The 20,464-nt window shown below is 70.8% G+C and carries 21 protein-coding genes; 13 read left to right on the forward strand and 8 right to left on the reverse strand.

The annotated features are described in order from the left end of the window. Nucleotides 1-278: 278 nt before the first annotated feature. Nucleotides 279-2,993, forward strand: coding sequence for a SpoIIE family protein phosphatase (locus ACWDZ6_RS08705; RefSeq protein WP_451502276.1), 2,715 nt, complete (start codon nucleotides 279-281; stop codon nucleotides 2,991-2,993). Between the two features lie 197 nt (nucleotides 2,994-3,190). On the opposite strand, the gene ACWDZ6_RS08710 is transcribed toward ACWDZ6_RS08705, so the two are convergent. From ACWDZ6_RS08710 to ACWDZ6_RS08720, 3 genes are all read right to left on the reverse strand, one after another. Beyond that, a complete protein-coding gene (locus ACWDZ6_RS08710; RefSeq protein ID WP_451502277.1) occupies nucleotides 3,191-3,910 on the reverse strand; it encodes a DUF1775 domain-containing protein in 720 nt (239 codons plus the stop codon). 68 nt (nucleotides 3,911-3,978) lie between these two features. Then, the gene (locus tag ACWDZ6_RS08715; RefSeq protein ID WP_451502278.1) at nucleotides 3,979-4,530 is read right to left on the reverse strand and encodes a hypothetical protein; all 552 of its coding nucleotides are present in this window, start codon (nucleotides 4,528-4,530) and stop codon (nucleotides 3,979-3,981) included. Between the two features lie 174 nt (nucleotides 4,531-4,704). Further along, nucleotides 4,705-5,280: a histidine phosphatase family protein gene (locus ACWDZ6_RS08720; protein ID WP_451502279.1), complete on the reverse strand. Its 576-nt coding sequence runs from the start codon at nucleotides 5,278-5,280 to the stop codon at nucleotides 4,705-4,707. Nucleotides 5,281-5,541: 261 nt separating this feature from the next. On the opposite strand from ACWDZ6_RS08720, the gene ACWDZ6_RS08725 reads away from it, so the two are divergent. Together ACWDZ6_RS08725 and ACWDZ6_RS08730 are read left to right on the forward strand one after the other, a co-directional pair. After that, nucleotides 5,542-5,754 (forward strand): CbtB domain-containing protein, encoded by a 213-nt coding sequence (locus ACWDZ6_RS08725; protein WP_326653383.1) that lies wholly within the window; start codon nucleotides 5,542-5,544, stop codon nucleotides 5,752-5,754. 22 nt (nucleotides 5,755-5,776) lie between these two features. Further along, nucleotides 5,777-6,550: a CbtA family protein gene (locus ACWDZ6_RS08730; RefSeq protein ID WP_366731747.1), complete on the forward strand. Its 774-nt coding sequence runs from the start codon at nucleotides 5,777-5,779 to the stop codon at nucleotides 6,548-6,550. A gap of 106 nt (nucleotides 6,551-6,656) precedes the next feature. On the opposite strand, the gene ACWDZ6_RS08735 is transcribed toward ACWDZ6_RS08730, so the two are convergent. From ACWDZ6_RS08735 to ACWDZ6_RS08745, 3 genes are all read right to left on the reverse strand, one after another. Then, entirely contained in the window at nucleotides 6,657-7,544 is an 888-nt protein-coding gene (locus ACWDZ6_RS08735; protein WP_451502280.1) for an ABC transporter substrate-binding protein, read from the reverse strand. Between the two features lie 124 nt (nucleotides 7,545-7,668). Next, entirely contained in the window at nucleotides 7,669-8,790 is a 1,122-nt protein-coding gene (locus tag ACWDZ6_RS08740; protein ID WP_389180448.1) for a sensor histidine kinase, read from the reverse strand. A 5-nt stretch (nucleotides 8,791-8,795) separates the two neighbouring features. Continuing rightward, a complete protein-coding gene (locus ACWDZ6_RS08745; protein ID WP_451502281.1) occupies nucleotides 8,796-9,566 on the reverse strand; it encodes a response regulator transcription factor in 771 nt (256 codons plus the stop codon). A gap of 160 nt (nucleotides 9,567-9,726) precedes the next feature. Between ACWDZ6_RS08745 and ACWDZ6_RS08750 the strand changes: the two genes are divergently transcribed. Beyond that, on the forward strand, nucleotides 9,727-10,122 hold the full coding sequence (locus ACWDZ6_RS08750) for a VOC family protein (protein WP_451502282.1): 396 nt from the start codon (nucleotides 9,727-9,729) through the stop codon (nucleotides 10,120-10,122). On the opposite strand, the gene ACWDZ6_RS08755 is transcribed toward ACWDZ6_RS08750, so the two are convergent. After that, a complete protein-coding gene (locus ACWDZ6_RS08755; protein WP_451502283.1) occupies nucleotides 10,062-10,799 on the reverse strand; it encodes a DUF6597 domain-containing transcriptional factor in 738 nt (245 codons plus the stop codon). The two genes, ACWDZ6_RS08750 and ACWDZ6_RS08755, sit on opposite strands and share 61 nt — an antisense overlap. A 122-nt stretch (nucleotides 10,800-10,921) precedes the next feature. Then, a complete protein-coding gene (locus tag ACWDZ6_RS08760) occupies nucleotides 10,922-12,103 on the reverse strand; it encodes a YihY/virulence factor BrkB family protein (RefSeq protein ID WP_326653375.1) in 1,182 nt (393 codons plus the stop codon). A gap of 17 nt (nucleotides 12,104-12,120) precedes the next feature. Between ACWDZ6_RS08760 and ACWDZ6_RS08765 the strand changes: the two genes are divergently transcribed. The 9 genes from ACWDZ6_RS08765 (at nucleotide 12,121) to cysD (ending at nucleotide 20,463) form a co-directional block, all read left to right on the forward strand. After that, nucleotides 12,121-13,755, forward strand: a complete 1,635-nt coding sequence (locus ACWDZ6_RS08765; RefSeq protein WP_366731753.1) for an acyl-CoA dehydrogenase family protein — start codon at nucleotides 12,121-12,123, stop codon at nucleotides 13,753-13,755. A 300-nt stretch (nucleotides 13,756-14,055) separates the two neighbouring features. Continuing rightward, nucleotides 14,056-15,339, forward strand: coding sequence for a GAF domain-containing protein (locus ACWDZ6_RS08770; protein WP_451502284.1), 1,284 nt, complete (start codon nucleotides 14,056-14,058; stop codon nucleotides 15,337-15,339). Between the two features lie 152 nt (nucleotides 15,340-15,491). Then, a complete protein-coding gene (locus ACWDZ6_RS08775; RefSeq protein ID WP_451502285.1) occupies nucleotides 15,492-16,058 on the forward strand; it encodes a GNAT family N-acetyltransferase in 567 nt (188 codons plus the stop codon). A 96-nt stretch (nucleotides 16,059-16,154) separates the two neighbouring features. Continuing rightward, nucleotides 16,155-16,238, forward strand: coding sequence for a putative leader peptide (locus tag ACWDZ6_RS08780; protein ID WP_351448512.1), 84 nt, complete (start codon nucleotides 16,155-16,157; stop codon nucleotides 16,236-16,238). Nucleotides 16,239-16,355: 117 nt separating this feature from the next. Further along, a complete protein-coding gene (locus ACWDZ6_RS08785) occupies nucleotides 16,356-18,053 on the forward strand; it encodes a nitrite/sulfite reductase (protein WP_366731756.1) in 1,698 nt (565 codons plus the stop codon). 31 nt (nucleotides 18,054-18,084) lie between these two features. Next, nucleotides 18,085-18,264, forward strand: a complete 180-nt coding sequence (locus ACWDZ6_RS08790) for a hypothetical protein (RefSeq protein WP_313943447.1) — start codon at nucleotides 18,085-18,087, stop codon at nucleotides 18,262-18,264. Then, entirely contained in the window at nucleotides 18,261-18,962 is a 702-nt protein-coding gene (locus ACWDZ6_RS08795; RefSeq protein ID WP_451502286.1) for a phosphoadenylyl-sulfate reductase, read from the forward strand. Before ACWDZ6_RS08790 ends, ACWDZ6_RS08795 begins: the two co-directional genes overlap by 4 nt. Beyond that, nucleotides 18,962-19,528: an adenylyl-sulfate kinase gene (gene cysC / locus ACWDZ6_RS08800; protein ID WP_366731759.1), complete on the forward strand. Its 567-nt coding sequence runs from the start codon at nucleotides 18,962-18,964 to the stop codon at nucleotides 19,526-19,528. Before ACWDZ6_RS08795 ends, cysC begins: the two co-directional genes overlap by 1 nt. After that, nucleotides 19,525-20,463, forward strand: coding sequence for a sulfate adenylyltransferase subunit CysD (gene cysD, locus ACWDZ6_RS08805; RefSeq protein ID WP_389180473.1), 939 nt, complete (start codon nucleotides 19,525-19,527; stop codon nucleotides 20,461-20,463). The genes cysC and cysD overlap by 4 nt, the downstream gene beginning before the upstream one ends. Nucleotide 20,464: the final 1 nt, after the last annotated feature.

The following is a 20,464-nucleotide window of genomic DNA, read 5'->3' on the forward strand; positions in this document are numbered from 1 at the left end:
AGAACGGTGCGTCGCCGGTCCGGACGGGCGATGCCGGATGCGGCGCATCCGCAGGAACCGACTCCCGTCAGCAGCAGCGGAATTGCGGTGGCGTACGCCGCGGACGCGGCCCGGGATCGCTGCCCGCCCGCGCCCCGGCCGACGTTGCCGAGCCATGATCCGCCCGACCCGGAACCCGGCCCGGAGCCGCTGATTGCGGCAAGTGTCTCGCGTGTGCGACCCCTGCGATCTACGGTGTGCGGATCGCCCAGCACATGCCGGAGGTGTAGAAATAGCACATGGCCGGACGCTACGGCCGCCCGCGCTCGGTTCTCAGAATGCGAACTGTCGCCGGTCAGGTCTTTCTCCTGCAGGTGGCGATCGTGGTGTTGCTCGTCGCCGCCGCCATGGCGGCGCTCGTGCTGCAGTCCCGGTCCGACAGTGAACGCGAGGCCCGCAACCGGTCCGTCGCCGTGGCCCAGACATTCGCGCATTCACCGGGCGTCGTGGCAGCCCTGGAGAGTCCCAACCCGACCGTGGTGCTGCAGCCCCTGGCCGAACAGGCGCGCAAACGGTCCGGCGTCGACTTCATCGTCGTGATGAACACCGCCGGAATCCGCTACACGCACCCACTGCCCGACCGGATCGGAAAGAAATTCGTCGGCAACCTACAGCCTGCGCTGGGCGGCGGCGTCGTCACCGAGAAGATCGTCGGAACCATCGGACCTCTGGTGCAGGCCGTGGTGCCCGTCAAGGACAGCGACGGCAAGGTCGTCGGTCTGGTCTCGGCCGGGATCACGATCTCGCATGTCAGCAGTGTCGTCCAAGATCAGTTCCCGCTTCTGTTCGGCGCGGCCGCCGCGCTGCTCCTCGTGACCGCGGGCGGAACGGCGCTCGTCAGCAGGCGGCTGCGGCGCCAGACCCGCGGTCTGGGCCCTGCCGAGATGACCCGGATGTACGAGCACCACGACGCGGTTCTGCATGCCGTACGCGAGGGTGTGCTCATCGTCGGCGGCGACGGACGGCTGCTCCTCGCCAACGACGAGGCGCGCCGGCTGCTCGAGCTGCCCGCGGACGTGGAAGGGGCCCCGGTCACCGAGCTCGGGCTGGATCCGATCACCGCCCGACTGCTGGTCTCGGGCAGGATCGCCAACGACGAGGTGTACCTGGTCGGAGAGCGGCTGCTCGCCATCAACCAGCGCTCGACGGACCAGGCCGGCGGGCCGCCCGGCAGCGTGGCGACGCTGCGCGACACCACCGAGCTGCAAGCGCTCTCCGGCAAGGCCGATGTTGCCCGCGGGCGCCTGAAGCTCCTGTACGACGCCGGTACGGAGATCGGCACCACGCTCGACATGGTGCGGACGTGCGAGGAACTGGCGGAGTTCGCCGCGGACCGCTTCGCCGACTTCGCCACCGTCGATGTGGTGGAGGCCGTGCTGCGCGGCGAGGAGCCGGCCGGAGCCAGCCCGGAGATGATGCGCCGTACAGCTTTCAAGGGACTCCGGGACGACACGGCGCTCTACCCGCTCGGCCAGCTGATCCACTTCGTGCCTTCCACACGGCTGGGTTCCGGCATCGGCGCGGGAGAGCCGGTCCTCGAGGCGGATCTGGCGGCCTTCCACGGCTGGCAGGAACAGGATCCGGAACGAGCCCGCAGGCTTGTCGTCGATTACGGAATCCACTCGATGATCGCCGTTCCGCTGCGCGCCCGCGGCGTCGTTCTGGGCGTGGCGATGTTCTGGCGCTCGGAGAAGCCCGAGGCGTTCGAGGACGAGGATCTGTCGCTCGCCGAGGAGCTGGTCGCCCGCGCCGCGGTGAGCGTCGACAACGCCCGGCGCTACACGCGGGAGCACGCCATGGCGGTGACCCTGCAGCGCAGCCTGCTGCCGCGGGGCCTGCCGGAGCAGAACGCCCTCGACGTCGCCTACCGGTACCGGCCCGCGCAGGCCGGGCTCGGCGGCGTGGGCGGAGTCGGCGGTGACTGGTTCGACATCATCCCGCTGCCCGGCGCCCGGGTGGCGCTCGTGGTCGGCGACGTCGTGGGTCATGGGCTGCACGCCGCAGCCACCATGGGCCGGCTGCGCACGGCGGTCCACAACTTCTCCGCCCTGGACCTGCCGCCCGACGAGCTCCTGTGGCACCTCGACGAGCTGGTCACCCGTATCGACCAGGACGAGGTCCTCGACGGCATCGACGGCTCCGATGCGGCAGTCACCGGAGCCACCTGTCTGTACGCGATCTACGACCCGGTCTCCGGCCACTGCAGCATGGCGCGGGCCGGCCACCTCCAGCCCCTGCTTCTGCGGCCGGACGGCAGCGCGGAGTTCGCCGACGTACCGGGCGGCCCGCCACTCGGGCTCGGCGGTCTGCCCTTCGAGACCCTGGACATCTGGCTGCCCAAGGACAGCGGACTGGTGCTGTACACGGACGGGCTCGTCGAGGACCGGCACCGGGACATCGACGACGGTCTGGCACTCCTGCGAAGTACGCTCACCGGCCACGCGGCCCGGACACCGGAGGAAGCCTGCGAGGCGGCACTGCATGCGCTGCTGCCCGAGAGCCCGCGCGACGATGTGGCACTGCTCATCGGCCGTACGCGCGTGCTGGACTCCGGGAGAGTGGCGGACTGGGAAGTTCCGCCCGACCCCGCGGAGGTGTCACGCGTACGAGCGGGTGTGGCCGACAAGCTGGAGGAGTGGGGCATGGCGGAGGAGGCGTTCACCACCGAGCTGATCCTGAGCGAGCTGGTCACCAATGCCATTCGGTACGCCTCCGGCCCGATCCGCGTACGGCTGATCCGCGACCGCAGCCTGATCTGTGAGGTCTCCGACCACAGCAGCACCTCACCGCACCTCAGGCAGGCGGCGACCACGGACGAGGGAGGCCGGGGGCTGTTCCTCGTGGCTCAGTTCTCGGAGCGCTGGGGCACGCGGTACACCGCCGACGGCAAGGTCATCTGGGCGGAACAGCCACTGCAGACCGACGGGCTGCCGGACCTCGCGCAGGGACTGTGAACGGTCGGCGCGTGAACGTCGGCGCGTGAATGTCGGCGCGTGAACGTCGGTGCGCGAACAGTCCGTGCGTCAGCCGCCCGCCGGCCGAGATGTCCCGTGCCGGTCCCGGCCCCGGGGCACGGCGCGGCGCAGGCAGTGGTACCGCCCCCGGCACGTGCCGGGGCACGGCAGAACCTGCCGCGCCCCCGGCACCCGGCTCAGGCGGCTGTGGCGCCCGGGCGGCGCTTGAACCACCACAGGCCGGCGCCCGCCGCGATCACCACCACGACAGCGCCGACCGCGATGACGAGCCCGCCTCCGCCGTCGTCCTTCTTCTTCGCCGTCGGTTGCTGCTCCTGTGGGACCGACGGCGAGGGCGAGGCCGTACCCGGCAGGGTGCTGGGAGTGGGACCCGGGCCCGCGGCGATCGGGGTCGAGCCCGGCGCGGCCGGCTTCAGGTTGAGCATCGGCGCCGGATTCTCCGGCTCCTGGCCGCCCTTGGGCACTTCGATCCAGCGGTCGATCGTTCCGTCGCCGTACGTCTCCACGGTCTTGAACACCAGTGACTTCACGTCCGGCAGTTGTGTCACCGTGATGCTGTGGACCACGTCCGTGCCGGTGGCCAGCGCCTTGCCGCCGACGGTGTACCCGCCTTCGCCCGGCGTGAGCTTCCAGCCGTCGGGCGCCTTCTTCAGCTTCACCGCATCCGGCGCGATGCCCTGGGGCAGGACGATCTGCAGTTTCGCGATGCCGGCGGTGTCCGATTCCGCCTCGGACGTGAACGTCAGCGTCACGTCCTTCGCCAGGGCCCGGTCGTCGGAGGCGGTCACTTCGACGTGGGCGGCGGCCGGACCGGCCACGGCGAGCACCGCGCCGAAGGCCACGGTGGCGACAAGCGCCGTCCGCCGGACGGCGGAAGGCAGGGGGAAGGTACTCATGGCGTGGGTGTTCTCCTCGGAACTCGAAAGCAGCGCAGCCCGCGACTGTGCGCGAGCCCGCTGGTCGGTCATGGACGGAACGGTGACGGTCCATGACCGGGAGGCCCCCGGCGTACCACGATGTGCGCGAGGACGACGCACACCGGCACTCCTGCGAGCGCCCGCGATCCGGCGGCGGGAGCGGCGTCCGGGCAGCGGAACGCGTACGTACTCCACCGGCCGAGCCGGCGCGCCACCCTCTCGCGGACCGTGGTGGCGAGAAGGCCCACAAGCCTCGGGAGCGCGGACAGTTGGTCGTCCGTCCGGTGCAGCAGCACCGCCACGCCCAGAGCGGCCAGCGAGTGCGCTAGGAGCATCACGGCCGCGCCCGGATGCAGGCCGTGATCACCGGCCATCGGGTGGGCGCCGGTATGCGGTGTGCCGTGCCGGCCGGACCGGGCCGTCGCCAGCAGCTGGTGGAGAACGAGCTGCCCGGCGCAGGTCCCGGTCACCACCACCGTGAGCGGACGCCGCCGTCCGGCCCAGGGCAGCGCCCCGAGGAAGGCGGCGCCGGCCGCGGCCAACAGCAGCCGCCAGGTGACCGGTTCCCCGGACGCGACATGGTGTCCGACGCCGGCCAAGCCCGCGCTCGCCAGGGCGAACACACCCGCCCGAGCGCCCCGCACACTCCACCGAGCGCGCGGCGCGCTGCGAGACGGAGGACGGAGGGTCTGCGGCATGCCGGGCCCATCATCCACGACCGGAGGCCCGCGGATGCTCCCAACCTGCGGATTTCTCCGTACAACCGCCGAAGGTCAGCCCGCGTCCGCCGCCAAGGGCCGTCCGCAGCGCAGATTCCAGCGCCCGGCCCGTCCGCTGAGCTCGGTCAGGGTGAGCGGCGCGATGTCCAGCCGCCAGAACGCCTCCGCCGGCAGCGCCAGCGCGTGCACGATCGCCGCACGCGCCACCGCGGGCTCGGTGACCGCCAGCACGCGCCCGTCGGCCGACAGCGACTCGAGCCAGCCGCCGACCCGGGCGCACAGAGCCAGCAGCGACTCGCCCCCGTGCGGGGCGGCCGAGGGATCGGTCAGCCACGCCGACACCGACTCCGGCTCGCTCACGCTCACTTCGTCCAGCGTGCGTCCGCGCCAGCGGCCCATGTCCCAGTCCCCGAGCCGCAGTTCGGGCTCGGCCCGCAGACCCAGCGCCTCGGCCGTCTCACGGCAGCGCGCGGACGGGCCGCTCACCCGTCGGCCGGCGCCCGGCAGCGCACCGGCGGCGGCCCGGGCGCCGCGGGCACCGGCCTCGTCCAGGGGTACGTCCCCGTCGAAGCGCGCTCCGCGCAGTGCGGCACTCGTCGCCGGTGAGACCAACATCACCCGTACCGTCATCCCGCACGTTCCTCTCCGCCCGACGACCATGGTTCAAGCACATCACGGGCGTTGAAGCGCCCCGGCATGCGCCCCTGCGCCGTAGCGGTACGGGCCGCCAAGCGGTACGGTCTCGTGGACATGACGACGGTGTGACGGAAGCCCGGTGAGAATCCGGCACGGTCGCGCCACTGTGAACCCGTACCTCTGCGGGAAGTCAGACCCAGCACCTTCGTCTCAGGCACCACGATCGGGACGCGTGTTCCCCCAGGAGGTTCTGCCATGGCACAGTCTGCTGCGCCCGCCGCCGCACCGGCCATCACCCCCATCTCACTGAAGGAAATCGCCCCGTGGGCGCTCTTCTTCGGCGTTCTGATGCTCGTCCTGCTCTACTTCGTCGGCGCCGAGCAGGGCGCCACCTCACTCATCTCCGGTGAAAACGTGCATGAGTGGGTCCACGACGGACGCCATCTGCTCGGCTTCCCCTGCCACTGAGAAACCAGGGGAACACGCACTCATGAACTCCATCTCTGTCAGAGCTCTGCTCGTCCGCGGCATGCTCGCCGGCCTCATAGCCGGTGTCTTCGCCCTGGTCGTGGCCTATCTGCTCGGCGAGTCCCCGGTGGACTCCGCCATCGCCTTCGAGGAAGCACACAGTCATGAGCACGGCGGCGAGGAACTCGTCAGCCGCGCCATGCAGTCGACGGGCGGCCTCGCCACCGGTGTGCTGATCTTCGGCATTGCGATCGGCGGCATCGCCGCCCTCGCCTTCTGTGTCGCGCTCGGCCGCATCGGCCGGTTCGGCCCGCGCGCCACGGCCGCCCTGGTCTCCCTGGGCGCGCTGCTGGCCGTGTACGTCGTGCCGTTTCTCAAGTACCCGCCGAACCCGCCGGCCGTCGGTGACCCCGAAACGATCGGCAAACGCACCACCGTGTACTTCCTGATGATCGTGCTCAGCGTGCTGCTCGCTGTCGCGGCGGTGATCCTCGGGAAGCGGCTCGCTCCCCGGCTGGGCAACTGGAACGCGACCGTCGCCGCCGCGGCCGCCTTCGTCGTGGCCGCCGGGCTCGCATTCGCCTTCCTGCCCTCGTTCAACGAGGTGCCCAAGGACTTCCCGGCCACGGTGGTGTGGGAGTTCCGACTGGCCACGCTCGCCATCCAGGTCACCCTCTGGACGTTGTTCGGGCTGGTCTTCGGTCACCTCGCGGAGCGCCTCCTGGTGCCGAGTGCGGACCGGGCGACGGCCACGGGAAGCAGCACGGCCTCGCGGACAGCCTCCGCCGCGGGCTGACGCGACGTATCAGCGCCATCAGAACCCGCCGGGGGATTCCCCGGCGGGTTCTGGCGTTGCCCTGGTTCTTGGGTTGCCGTGGTTCTGGGGTCGCCGCGGCGGACGTTCAGCTGCCGGACATGGCGGACGCCTGCACCGCCTCCGCCACGGTGTCGATGAAGCGCGCGTGCGCCCGATGGCTGCAGGGAGCCTCAGGGTTCCACGGCACGATCCGGGCCCTGCCCGCGCCTGCCTGCCACTCCTCGATGCCCACGAGTTCACCGACCGGCAGGGCATTGGCCCGTACGTCCGCCAGGACGATGTCCGGCTCCAGTGACGCGGCCACCGTCCAGTCGACGGTGGACCAATTGGCCCCCGGGCCCCGCTCGGGCTCCACCAGGCCGATGCCGCACTCCACCAGCGTCCGGAGATCCGGCCACGCCCGTGGTCTGGCGAGATGGACGCTCTCCGGCGTACCGGGCGACAGAGCCACGATCGTCAAGTGAGCGGCATCGGCCGCCAGCGCACGCAGCCGGCCTTCCGCGCGGTCGAGTTCCGCCGCCCCCGACGGGTTCCGCTCTGCTCCGAGCGACCGGGCGAGTGCCGTGAACCGGTCCCGTACATCAGCCAGCGAACGCCCCTGGCCGACGTCGCACACCACCACCGGCACCTGTTCCTCGATGTGCTTCGCCGTGTCCGGATCCAGGCCGTAGAGCTGGTCGGAGCCGTAGCCGACGCCGACGACCAGGTCGGGCTCAGCGTCCAGGACCGCCTCCGCGCCGACGCGGGCGCCCGATCCGAGGTAGGCGATGTCCTCGAGCGGCAGCGTGCCAGCCTTCGCCGGGTCGGCGGTATCGCCGTCGTGGTGGGATCCGAAGAGGCCCACCGGCCGTATGCCGTGGTCGAACAGTGTCGCTCCGGCCTGGATGTAGGCGACCAGCCTCGACGGCGTTCGCGCCGCCGTCGCCGACCGGCCGCGATCGTCCAGGAATTCCCAATCCGTCTGTCGCGCCATACGTCCCACCCCTGACTTCTGCCGGTAACAGATCGCGATGCCCCCCGAGGCCATCGACGTTTGACTGCCCGTCAGTCTCCGTGGTCACGCATACAGAAGCTCGCTGTTTCAACCACTCGCTGTTTCAGCCGAGCGGGACCGCGGCGGCGGGCAGCGTCACCTCGAAGCGGCAGCCGCCCGTCACATTGCGTACGTCGGCGTGGCCGGCGTGCGCCTCGACGATCCCGCGGACGATCGCGAGGCCGAGACCGGCGCCGGCCGGGGGCGTACGGGCCTGGGTGCCGCGCCAGCCGGTGTCGAAGACGCGCGGGAGGTCCTCCTCGGGAATGCCGCCGCAGCCGTCCGTGACGGAGAGGACCACCCACTCCTCCCGGCGTTCGGCAGCGACGGCGACCGTGCCGTCGGCAGGGGTCCGGCGGATCGCGTTGACCAGGAGGTTCGCCAGAACGCGGGTCATCTCCTTGCCGTCCACCTCGACCGGGACGGACTCGACACCGTCGCCGACGAGGCGTACGCCGTGCTCGCGCGCGAGCGGGTCCGCGCCGGCGAGCGCTTCGCCGATCAGGTCGTACACCGACATCCTGGTGGGGGTAAGGGCCAGCGTGCCCGCGTGAATACGGGACAGCTCGAAGAGGTCGCCGACCATGGAGTTGAGCCGGTCGACCTCGGTACGGATCTGGCGGAAGTAGCGCTCCGGGTCCTGTACGACACCGTCCTCCAGCGCTTCGGACATGGCGCGCAGCCCGGCCAGCGGGGTGCGCAGGTCGTGGGAGATCCAGGCGACGAGCTCGCGGCGGGAGGTTTCCAGGGCGCGTTCACGCTCGCGGGATGCGGCGAGCCGGTCGCTGGTGGCAGCGAGTTCCCGGCTCAGTGCGGCCAGTTCCGCGGTGGAGGCGCCGCCGGGTGCGGCGAAGGAACCTCCGTCGCCGAACGAACGTGCCGCCAGGGCGAGTTCGCGGCTGCGGGCGACGACCCAGCGGCCGAGCAGCAGCGCGGTGGCGAGCGAGACGACCGCCGCCATCGCGACGACCGTGGTGACGACCGTGAGGTCGTGCGCCGACAGGAACATCGCCTGGGCGACGGCGAGGGTCCCGGCGAGCATCGCGGTGACCGCGACTGCGGCGACGACCGTGAGGGAGACGGCGACGGACCGGTGGCGCAGCGCACGCAGGGCCACGGCTCCGAGCACGCCGACGGCAGCGGCCCCGAGGAAGGCGAAGAGAGCGATCAGGAGCATGTCCCGCACGACGATCAGGCCTCTTCCCGTGGCAGCTGCGAAGGCGGTCCGTCCGACGGCCCATACGGCGGTCCGTCCTTCGATACGTCCCCGTCCCGCGGCACATCGAAGCGGTAGCCCACGCCCCACACCGTCTGGATCAGACGCGGCCTGGCGGGGTCGTCCTCGATCTTGCCGCGCAGTCGGCGCACGTGAACCGTGACGGTGGACAGATCGCCGAACTCCCAGCCCCACACGTCCTGCATCAGCCGTTCCCGGCCGATCGCCTCTCCCGGGTGCCGCATCAGATGCGCGAGCAGGTCGAACTCCCGCAGGGTCAGGGCCAGTTCGTGGCCGTCCTTGGTGGCCCTGCGGGCGGCCGGGTCGAGGACGATGCCCGCGGCCGCCGGCCCCGGACCGGCCCGCCGCTCCCCCGCCGCGGCGCCTCTGCGGAGTACGGACTCCACCCGCAACACCAGCTCGCGCGGGCTGAACGGCTTGGTCACATAGTCGTCCGCGCCTATCTCGAGCCCCAGGATCCGGTCGTCCTCGTCGCCGCGCGCCGTCAGCATGATCACGGGTACGGCGGCCGACTCACCGGCCCGCAGCCGGCGGCACACCTCCAGCCCGTCCATACCGGGCAGCATCAGATCGAGGACCACCAGGTCCGGCCGCCGTCCGGCGGCAAGGCGCAGCGCCTGTGGCCCGTCGGCGGCCCGGTCCACGGTGAAGCCCGCGCGCTCCAGATAGCCACTGACGACCTCGGCGACGGTCGGATCGTCGTCGACGACCAGAATGTTGTGCATACGGTCAGTGTCCTCCGAAGGAGAGCGGTCGATCACCCGTGGCGCCTTACGGAACCATGACGGCCGGCCACGACGACGTCCCGCGTGGATGGTGTCCCGTGCCGGGGGGACGTCCGATTCGTTCAAGACTTCCGCTCCCGGGCCTGCCTACGTTGAGGTCATGACTCCACGACTCGACGCGATCGGCCTCGTCACCTCCGACATGGCCGCCTCGCTCGCCTTCTACCGCCGCCTCGGCCTGGACATCCCCGCCGACGCCGACACCGCGCCCCACGCCGAGGCGACGCTGCCCAGCGGGCTGCGCGTGCTCTGGGACACCGAGGAGACCATCCGTTCCTTCGACCCCGAATGGACCCGGCCGCCGGGCGGCGGCGAACGGCTCGGGCTCGCCTTCGCCTGCCGGAGCCCCGCCGAGGTGGACGCTGTCTACGCCGAGCTGATCGAGGCGGGTTATCAGGGGCACCTCAAGCCCTGGGATGCCTTCTGGGGGCAGCGTTACGCGGTGATCCTCGACCCCGACGGCTGCGGTGTCTCGCTGTTCGCCGGCGCCGAGTAGGCGCCGAGGGTGATTCCGGCCAGGTCGCGCATCTCGCGTGCGAGGTGCGCCTGGTCGGCACAGCCCGCGCCGAGTGCCGCCTCGGCGTACGGCACACCCTCGCGTACGAGCGTCAGCGCCCGCTGCAGCCGCAGCACCCGGGCCAGTGTCTTGGGCCCGTATCCGAAGGCGTCCAGCGACCGACGGTGGAGCTGCCGGGCACCCAGACCTACCGCGTCCGCCGCCCCGGCAACCGTGCCGCCCGCCTCCAGGCGGCGCACCACCTCGCCCAGCAGCGGGTCCGGCGACAGGGCGCCGTCCGCCCGCCGCAGCGCCACGGCCTCCAGCTCGGCCACCGGGTCCGCGGCCGCGTCGACCCGCGCGGTGAGCCGGCGCGCCTCGGCCCCGCCCCACACATCGGCGAGGGCCACCCGCCGGTCGCGCAGCTCGTAGGCCGGTACGCCGAAGAACGCGGGCGCGGTCCCCGGCGCGAAGCGCACCCCCGCGTACCGGGTGCCGAGGCCGCTCCCGGGGGTGTGGGCGTGGGTGTCGGGTCCGGCCACGAGGAGCCGGCCCTCGAACCAGAGCAGGTCCATGCAGCCGTCGGGGAGCACGGGGTGGACCGCACCGGCGCGGGGGTCCACGGTCCGCGTCCAGACGACGGCTCCTTCGAGCCGTGACGCCCATTCCTCGTACACCCTTACCAGGCTATCCCGCAGCTGCCCGCGCGGTTGAGAACGGTCCCCCGGTTCAACACCGCTGATGCCGAGGGCTGTTATGAGCGGCTCATGGAATTCACCCCACGGACGGCGGGGACTTCTCAGGGCTTCCGCTGCTCCCCGGTCTTCTTGTCGCGGCTGCTCTCGCGGCTTTCACGGCCGTTGTCCCGGGTCGTGTGCAGCCGCGACTTCACATCGTCCAGCGGCAGGAACCGCGACCACCGCTCCGGGAATTCCGATGGCATGGCTCCGTCGTCCTCGTCCTCGCTCTCGCCCTCCACGTAGATCTGGGCCGCCTCCGCCCGGGCGAGCAGCTCCGCGGCGTTGACCGCGCGCATGCGCTCGTTGGCCGCGCGGGCCGCCGCCGTGGCGACCGACGGCCAGACCCGGTCGATGGCGGCGTTGACCGCGGCGCCCACCAGGACGGCGAAGGCGGTCAGGCCGATCCACAGCAGGACGGCGATGGGCGCGGCGAGTGAGCCGTAGATCGTCGGGCCCTCGACCGTGCTGGTGAGGTAGATACGCAGCAGGAAGGAGCCCAGCACCCACATCCCGAGCGCCACCAGCGCGCCCGGGACGTCCTCGATCCACGGTGAGCGCACCGGGACGGACACGTGGTAGAGCGTGGTGAGGAAGGCGATCGAGAGCAGACTGACCACCGGCCAGTACAGGACGCTGACGACTTCCGTGCCCCACGGAATGAACTCCACCACCCGGTCGGGGCCGACCACCGCCAGCGGCAGTACCACCGCGCCGATCAGCAGGGCCACGATGTAGAGCAGGAAGGCCAGCAGCCGGGTGGCGACGATGCCGCGCTGGCCGTCGAGGCCGTACATCACCGTGATCGTGTCGATGAAGACATTGACCGCCCGCGAACCGGACCAGAGTGCGATGGCGAAGCCGATGGAAATGATGTCGGGCCGGCCGCCGTGGGTGACGTCCTCCAGCAGGGGCTTGGCGATCTGGTTGACGCCCCGGTCGGACAGCACCGTGCCGGCCGCGCTCAGGATGTTCTTCTCGATGGAGGCGACGGTGGTGGTATCGGTCCAATCGTCCACATAGCCGAGGAGACCGATCAGACCGAGCAGCAGCGGCGGCAGGGACAGCAGCGTGAAGAACGCCGCCTCGGCCGCGAGACCCAGGATGCGGTACTCGATGCACGAGTTGACCGTGTCTTTCAGCAGCAACCACGCCATCTTCCGCTTGGAGACGTTGCGGTAGAGGACTCGGGCCCGGTGGAGTCGGCCCGATGGCCGCTCGGGTGTTTCATTTGCTGCCTGCACCTCCTTACCGTATCGGCATGGCAGCTACCACCCACACAGTGACCAACCAGGCTCCGCCCCTGGTCGAGTACGACGTATTCAGCGCCGACCCGGCGCTCACGGAGGGCGTGGAGCGACATGTCGCGCCCGAATTCCTCGACGAGGCCAGGGAGGAGCTCGAGACGCTCGGCCGCACCGCCGGCTCCGCGCAGGCCCAGGAGTGGGGGGTGCAGGCCAATGAGAACCCGCCGAAACTGCGCACCCACGACCGGTACGGGAACCGGATCGACGAGGTCGAATTCCATCCCGCCTGGCACCGGCTCCTCGGCAAGGCCGTCTCGGCCGGGCTGACCAACGCCTGGGGCAGGCCGGCCGGGCATGTGCGGCGCGCGGCCGGGTTCCTGGTGTGGACCCAGGCGGAGGCCGGGCACGGCTGTCCGGTGTCGATGACGCATGCGACGGTGCCCGCGCTGCGTACGGACCCGGCGCTGGCCGCCGAGTGGGAGCCGCGGCTGACCTCGCAGGTGTACGAGGAGGGGCTGCGGCCCGCCTCGCTCAAGGCCGGGGCCCTTTTCGGCATGGGAATGACCGAGAAGCAGGGCGGCAGCGATGTCAGGGCGAACACAACGAGGGCCGAGCCGCTGGCCGGTGACGGGGAGTATCTGCTCACCGGTCACAAATGGTTCTGCTCCGCTCCTATGTGTGACGGTTTCCTGGTACTCGCCCAGGCAGCAGGGGGTTTGACCTGCTTCCTGGTGCCCCGGGTGCTGGACGACGGGACCCGGAATGTGTTCCGGATCCAGCGTCTCAAGGACAAGCTCGGCAACAAGTCCAACGCGTCGAGCGAGGTCGAGTTCGACGGGACGTGGGCGCGCCGGGTCGGCGACGAGGGGCGCGGGGTGCGCACCATCATCGAGATGGTGGCGGCGACCCGGCTCGACTGTGTCATCGGGTCGGCCGCGCTGATGCGGCAGTCGGTGGCACAGGCGATTCACCACTCCGCGTACCGCAGCGCGTTCGGCGGGCTGCTCATCGACAAGCCGCTGATGCGCAACGTACTGGCGGATCTGGCGCTGGAGTCGGAGGCCGCGACGACGCTGGCCCTGCGGCTCGCCGCCGCCTACGACGCCGATACGGAGGAGGAGCGGGCCTTCCTGCGGCTCGCGGTCCCCGCCGCCAAGTACTGGGTGACCAAGCGCTGCACGCCGACGGTGGCCGAGGCGCTCGAGTGCCTGGGCGGCAATGGCTACGTCGAGGAGTCGGGGCTGCCGCGGCTGCTGCGGGAGTCGCCGCTCAACTCGATCTGGGAGGGCTCGGGCAACGTACAGGCGCTGGATGTCCTGCGGGCGCTCCAGCGGGAGCCGCAGGCCCTCAACGCCTTCCTGCAGGAGGTCGGCAAGGCACGCGGCGCCGACCACCGGCTGGACGGGGCGATCAAGGACCTGCTGACCGAGCTGGCCGATCTGAACGGGATCGAGGCGAGGGCGCGCCGGCTGGTGGAGCGGATGGCCCTGGTGCTGCAGGGATCGCTGCTGGTGCGGTGGGCACCGCCGGAGGTGGCGGACGCGTTCTGCGCCTCACGGCTCGGCGGGGACTGGGGCACGGCCTTCGGCACGCTGCCGCACACGCTCGATCTGGCGTCGGTCGTCGAGCGGGCGCGAGCCGTGGTCTGAGAGCTCGCGCCGCTGCGGACCGGTGGCCCGGGAGCTCGCGCCGCTGAGGACTGTCGGGGTGGTGCTGCGCCGACACGGCACCACCCCGCGCGCTGTCATGCGCCCCGCAGTGCTGGGCAGGGAGGTGCATGACGACCGGCGAACCGGTGTTCCGCCACCTTGATATATGTGCACGCCTGTTCGCGAGGGTTGCAAAGAGTTGCAGCCTTGTGGCTCAAACCGCCACGCATCGCCGCCGGGAGGGGCACGATTGAGCCAGCCCCCCGCATCGGACGCCGGCGTCGCCCAGGAGGACCCCCGGTGCAGAGCACACCACTCGACCTGGCCAAGCTCGCCGCCATGGACACCGCGGAGGCGGCCAGGCTGTTGAAAGGCGTGCGGGACGCCACGCTCAACGGCCGCCGCTCGCGGGTCGGCCCACGGGCGGACATCAAGGAGTCGTGGCAGCGGATGCTGCGCGGCGGCGTGGATCCCGACCGGGACCACAGGGCCGGGCTGCTGCCGTTGGAGGAGCTGGAGCGCCGCCGGCTCGCCTCGCCGCTTCGCGAGGTGCTGCCGGTGCTGCGGGACGGTCTGGTGTCGATCGCCGAGGCGGCCCAGCACATCATGGTCGTCGCGGACACGGAGGGACGGATGCTCTGGCGCGAGGGCAAGGCGACCGTGCTGCGCAAGGGCGACTCGCACGGCTTCGTCCTGGGCGCCGACTGGAGCGAGGGGCTCGTCGGTACGAACGGAATCGGCACTCCGCTGATCTCCCGGCGGCCGGTCCAGGTGCACTCCGCCGAGCACTTCGTCTCCACCCACCACACCTGGACCTGCGCGGGCGCACCGGTCACGGATCCGCGCGACGGCAAGCTGATCGGCGTCGTCGACATCAGCGGACCCCTGTCCACCATGCATCCGGCGACGCTGTCCCTGGTCACCTCGGTCACCCGGCTCGCCGAGGCCGAACTGCGCAACCGGCACTTCGCGGCGCTGGACCGGCTGCGCAGCGTGGCGTCGCCGCTGCTGGCCCGGCTGAGCGGCCGGGCACTTGCCGTGGACGTCAACGGCTGGCCGGCCGCGGTCACCGGCATGCCGCCCACCGGTCGGCTGTCGCTGCCCAAGTCCGTCGGCTGCGGCCGGCTCTGGCTGCCCTCGCTCGGCATGTGCGCGGTCGAGCCGCTGCCCGGCGGCTGGCTGATACGGGTCGACGCCAGGAACTCCGCCGCGACGCCGGGCCGGGTGGTGCTGGATCTGAGCCGGCCGCGGCAGCCTTCGGTCACCCTCGCCGGGGCCGCCGGCAGCTGGGTGCAGGAGCTCAGCCCGCGCCATGCCGAGCTGCTGTACGTGCTGGCGCTGAACCGGGACGGACGGAGCGCGGCGCAGCTGGCGCAGGCGATCTTCGATGATCCGACGCGCACGGTGACGGTGCGGGCCGAGATGTCGCGGCTGCGGCGGAATCTGGCGCAGGTGCTGGCGCACCGCCCGTACCGCTTCGTCGAGGAGGTCGAGGTGGAACTGGTCCAGCCGGACGATCCGGCCGATCTGCTGCCGCAGTCGACGGCCCCGGCGGTGGTGAGCGCGCGCCGACCGCCGGACTGACTGACCGTGCGGCGCGCGGACGGTCGCTGCGGCTCGGAGAGGGCAGCTCGGGGCGGCGGCGGGCGGCTACGGGGCGCAGCGGGCGGCTGCCGGGCGGGCCAGGAGAGGACGCGGCTTTGGCCGGATCAGGACCTCGTGATTCCCTGGCGCTCATGAGCATCACTGTGACCACCTGGTCCCTGGAGCAGACCTCGCCGGCAGATCTGCGGCCGGTCGCCGCGCCCGGGGGGGATCTGCGGATCGTACGGGCCGAGGTGCCTTCGCCCGAGTTCAGCCGCTTTCTGTATACGGCCGTCGGCGGTGACATCCTCTGGACGGACCGGCTGGGCATGACGTACGCGCAGTGGGAGGAGATGCTCGCCAGGCCGGGCATCGAGACCTGGGTGGCGTACGACAAGGGGACACCGGCCGGCTACGTGGAGCTGGAGGCGCAGCACGAGGGCTCGGTCGAGATCGCCTACTTCGGGCTGATCCCGGCGTTCCGGGGCCGGCGGATCGGCGGCCATCTCCTCTCCTACGGTGTCGCGAGGGCCTGGGACCTCGCTGAGCGGTGGCCGGGGCTGACGCCGACGAAGCGGGTCTGGCTGCACACCTGCTCCAAGGACGGCCCGCATGCCATGGACAATTATCTGCGGCGCGGCTTCACTCTCTTCGACACCAAGACGGAAGAAGAGCCCGAGGTGGCCGCGCCCGGCCCCTGGCCAGGTGCCCACGGCTGAGTGACCGGCAACACACTGTCTTGCGATGCGGGACAGTGTTGTCCACATTGTGGATAACGGTGGACTGCCGTTGGATCGCCGTGACACGCTTCCGTCATGTCTCGAGCTGGAATTGCCTTGGTGAGTCGGCGGCACGTCGACCTCGGCCGCATGTCCAGCGCCATCTGTCCGGTCTGCTGAAAGACCAGCACAGCCGAGCACTCCCCACCCTCTGTTCCCCTCCTGCGCATTGCCGCGCCCTCGCGCGAGTGTGCAGCTCAGAGCCGCCCTCCTGCAGTCTCGAAGGACGTATTTGCCATGGCCGCCACCCCCGAAAAGCCCGCACCCGCCGCGCCGCGCCGCAAGGCCGGACGCCACCGCGGCGAGGGTCAGTGGGCTGTTGGCCATATGACGCCGCTCAACGCCAATGAGCAGACGAAGAAGGACGACGACGGTCTCAATGTGCGGACACGCATTGAGACGATCTACGCCCATCGCGGCTTCGACTCGATCGACGGGGCCGATCTGCGCGGACGTATGCGCTGGTGGGGGCTGTACACCCAGCGCAAGCCCGGCATCGACGGCGGCAAGACCGCGATCCTCGAGCCGGAGGAGCTGGACGACAAGTACTTCATGATGCGCGTCCGTATCGACGGCGGCCGGCTGACCACCGAGCAGTTGCGGGTCATCGGCGAGATCTCGCAGGAGTTCGCGCGCGGCACCGCCGACATCACCGACCGGCAGAACGTCCAGTACCACTGGATCCGGATCGAGGACGTCCCGGAGATCTGGAAGCGGCTCGAGGCCGTGGGACTGTCCACGACCGAGGCCTGCGGTGACACACCCCGCACGATCCTCGGCTCGCCCGTGGCAGGCGTCGCCGAGAACGAGATCATCGACGGCTCGTCCGCCATCGACGAGATCCACCGCCGCTTCATCGGCAACCCCGCCTACTCGAACCTGCCGCGCAAGTTCAAGACGGCGATCTCCGGCTCCCCGCAGCTCGATGTCGCGCACGAGATCAACGACATCGCCTTTGTCGGCGTCAACCACCCTGAGCACGGACCCGGTTTCGACCTGTGGGTCGGCGGCGGCCTCTCCACCAACCCCAGGCTCGGCGTCCGTCTCGGCGCCTGGGTGCCGCTCGACGAGGTGCCGGACGTGTTCGGCGGCGTCATCGGCATCTTCCGCGACTATGGCTACCGGCGGCTGCGCACCCGCGCCCGTCTGAAGTTCCTGCTCGCCGACTGGGGTCCGGAGAAGTTCCGCCAGGTCCTGGAGGACGAATACCTCAAGTACCAGCTCGTCGACGGTCCCGCGCCCGAGGAGCCGGCCGAGACGTGGCGTGACCACCTCGGCGTGCACCGGCAGAAGGACGGCCGCTTCTACATCGGCTTCGCCCCGCGCGTCGGACGGGTCGACGGAACGACCCTGACGAAGATCGCCGAGCTCGCCGAGGCACACGGCTCCGGACGGCTGCGTACCACCACCGAGCAGAAGATGATCGTGCTCGATGTGACCGAGGACCAGGTCGAGTCGCTCGTCACGGGCCTCGAGGCCCTGGACCTGCGGGTCAACGCCTCCCCGTTCCGGCGGGGCACGATGGCCTGCACCGGCATCGAGTTCTGCAAGCTGGCGATCGTCGAGACCAAGGCGCGCGGTGCGTCACTGATCGACGAACTCGAGCGCCGTGTCCCCGAGTTCGACGAGCCGATCACCATCAACCTCAACGGCTGCCCCAACGCCTGCGCCCGTATCCAGGTCGCCGACATCGGTCTCAAGGGCCAGCTGATGCTGGACAAGGACGGCAACCAGGTCGAGGGCTTCCAGGTGCACCTCGGCGGCGCGCTGGGCCTCGAGGCCGGCTTCGGCCGCAAGGTCCGTGGCCTGAAGGTCACGTCGGCCGAGCTGCCCGACTACGTGGAGCGGGTCCTCAAGCGCTTCCAGGCGGAGCGCGAGGACGGCGAGCGCTTCGCGACCTGGACGGCACGTGCGTCCGAGGAGGCACTGTCGTGAGCGCCGGCGAACGGCAGCGAAAGGAGGGGCCATGAGCGAGCGTGCCGCGCCCTTCTACTGCCCGTACTGCGGCGACGAGGACCTGCGTCCGAACGAGCAGGGCCACGGCGCCTGGGAATGCGCAGCGTGCAATCGAGCCTTCCAGTTGAAGTTCCTCGGTCTGCTGACCCGGGGACTTCAGCGCAACGACGGTGGAGGGGACGAGATATGACGACGGTTCAGGCCAAGGAAGATCTGAAGGCACTCGCCGAGCGGGCGGGGCGCGAGCTCGAAGAGGCATCGCCGCTCGAGATCCTGACGTGGGCGGCCGAGACCTTCGGGCCGCGCTTCTGCGTGACCTCGTCCATGGAGGACGCGGTGGTCGCCCATCTCGCCTCCCGTGCCTTCCCCGGCGTGGACGTCGTCTTCCTCGACACCGGCTACCACTTCCCGGAGACCATCGGGACCCGGGACGCGGTGGAGGCCGTGATGGACGTCAATGTCATCACGCTCACCCCTCGCCAGTCGGTGGCCGAGCAGGACGCCCGGTACGGCCCGAAGCTGCACGACCGCGACCCCGACCTGTGCTGCGCGCTGCGCAAGGTCAAGCCCCTCGAAGAGGGTCTGACCGCGTACGACGCATGGGCGACGGGCCTGCGCCGGGACGAGTCCCCGACCCGGGCGAACACCCCGGTCGTCGGCTGGGACGAGAAGCGGCAGAAGGTCAAGATCTCGCCGATCGCACGCTGGACGCAGGACGACGTGGACACCTATGTCGCCGAGCACGGCGTACTCACCAACCCGCTGCTGATGGACGGTTACCCCTCCGTCGGCTGCGCGCCCTGCACCCGCCGGGTGCTGGAGGGCGAGGACGCACGCGCCGGCCGCTGGGCCGGCCGGGGCAAGACCGAGTGCGGGCTGCACGGCTGATGAACCATGACGAGAAACAGCGGGAGAAGAACGTGACTGGGGCCACCATCTGGCTGACCGGTCTGCCGAGCGCGGGCAAGACCACGATCGCCTACGAGCTGGCGGACCGGCTGCGCGCCGAGGGCCACCGGACCGAGGTGCTCGACGGCGACGAGATCCGCGAGTTCCTCTCGGCCGGTCTCGGCTTCAGCAGGGAGGACCGGCACACCAACGTCCAGCGGATCGGCTTCGTCGCGGAGCTGCTGGCGTCCAACGGCATCAAGGCGCTGGTGCCGGTCATCGCGCCGTACGAGGACAGCCGCGAGGCCGTACGCAAGCGCCACCGGAGCGAGGGCACCGCGTATCTGGAGGTGCATGTCGCCACTCCGGTGGAGGTGTGCTCCGTACGCGATGTGAAGGGCCTTTACGCCAAGCAGGCGGCAGGCGAGATTTCCGGGCTGACCGGCGTCGACGACCCGTACGAACAGCCACAGAGCCCGGACCTGCGGATCGAGTCGCACCAGCAGACCGTGCAGGAGTCCGCAGCCGCGCTTCATGCGCTGCTCACCGAGAGGGGTCTGGCATGACCGCGAGCGCGACGGTTCTCAACGAGGGCACCGACAGCCCGTACGCCCTGTCGCACCTGGACGCCCTGGAGTCGGAGGCGGTGCACATCTTCCGCGAGGTGGCGGGTGAGTTCGAACGGCCGGTGATTCTCTTCTCCGGCGGCAAGGACTCGATCGTCATGCTGCATCTGGCGCTGAAGGCGTTCGCGCCGGCGCCGGTGCCGTTCACCCTGCTGCACGTGGACACCGGGCACAACTTCCCCGAGGTCCTGGAGTACCGCGACCGCACGGTCGCCGAGCACGGGCTGCGGCTGCATGTCGCCTCCGTACAGGAGTACATCGACGCCGGGAAGCTGCGGGAGCGCCCCGACGGGACGCGCAATCCCCTGCAGACCGTCCCGCTGACCGAGGCCATCCAGCAGCACCGCTTCGACGCGGTGTTCGGCGGCGGCCGCCGGGACGAGGAGAAGGCGCGCGCGAAGGAGCGGGTCTTCTCGCTGCGCGACGAGTTCTCCCAGTGGGACCCGCGACGCCAGCGTCCCGAGCTGTGGCAGCTCTACAACGGCCGCCACGCGCCGGGCGAGCACGTCCGGGTGTTCCCGCTCTCCAACTGGACCGAGCTGGACGTCTGGCAGTACATCGAGCGCGAGAAGATCGAGCTGCCCCAGATCTATTTCGCGCACGAGCGCGAGGTCTTCAAGCGCTCCGGCATGTGGCTGACCGCCGGTGAGTGGGGCGGCCCCAAGGAGAGCGAGAGTGTCGAGACGCGTCTCGTCCGCTACCGCACCGTCGGCGACATGTCCTGCACCGGTGCCGTCGACTCCGACGCCCTCACGCTGGACGACGTGATCGCCGAGATCGCCGCATCCCGGCTCACCGAGCGGGGCGCGACCCGCGCCGACGACAAGATGTCCGAGGCCGCGATGGAAGACCGCAAGCGCGAGGGGTACTTCTAAC

Source organism: Streptomyces sp. NPDC002926, assembly GCF_053591755.1.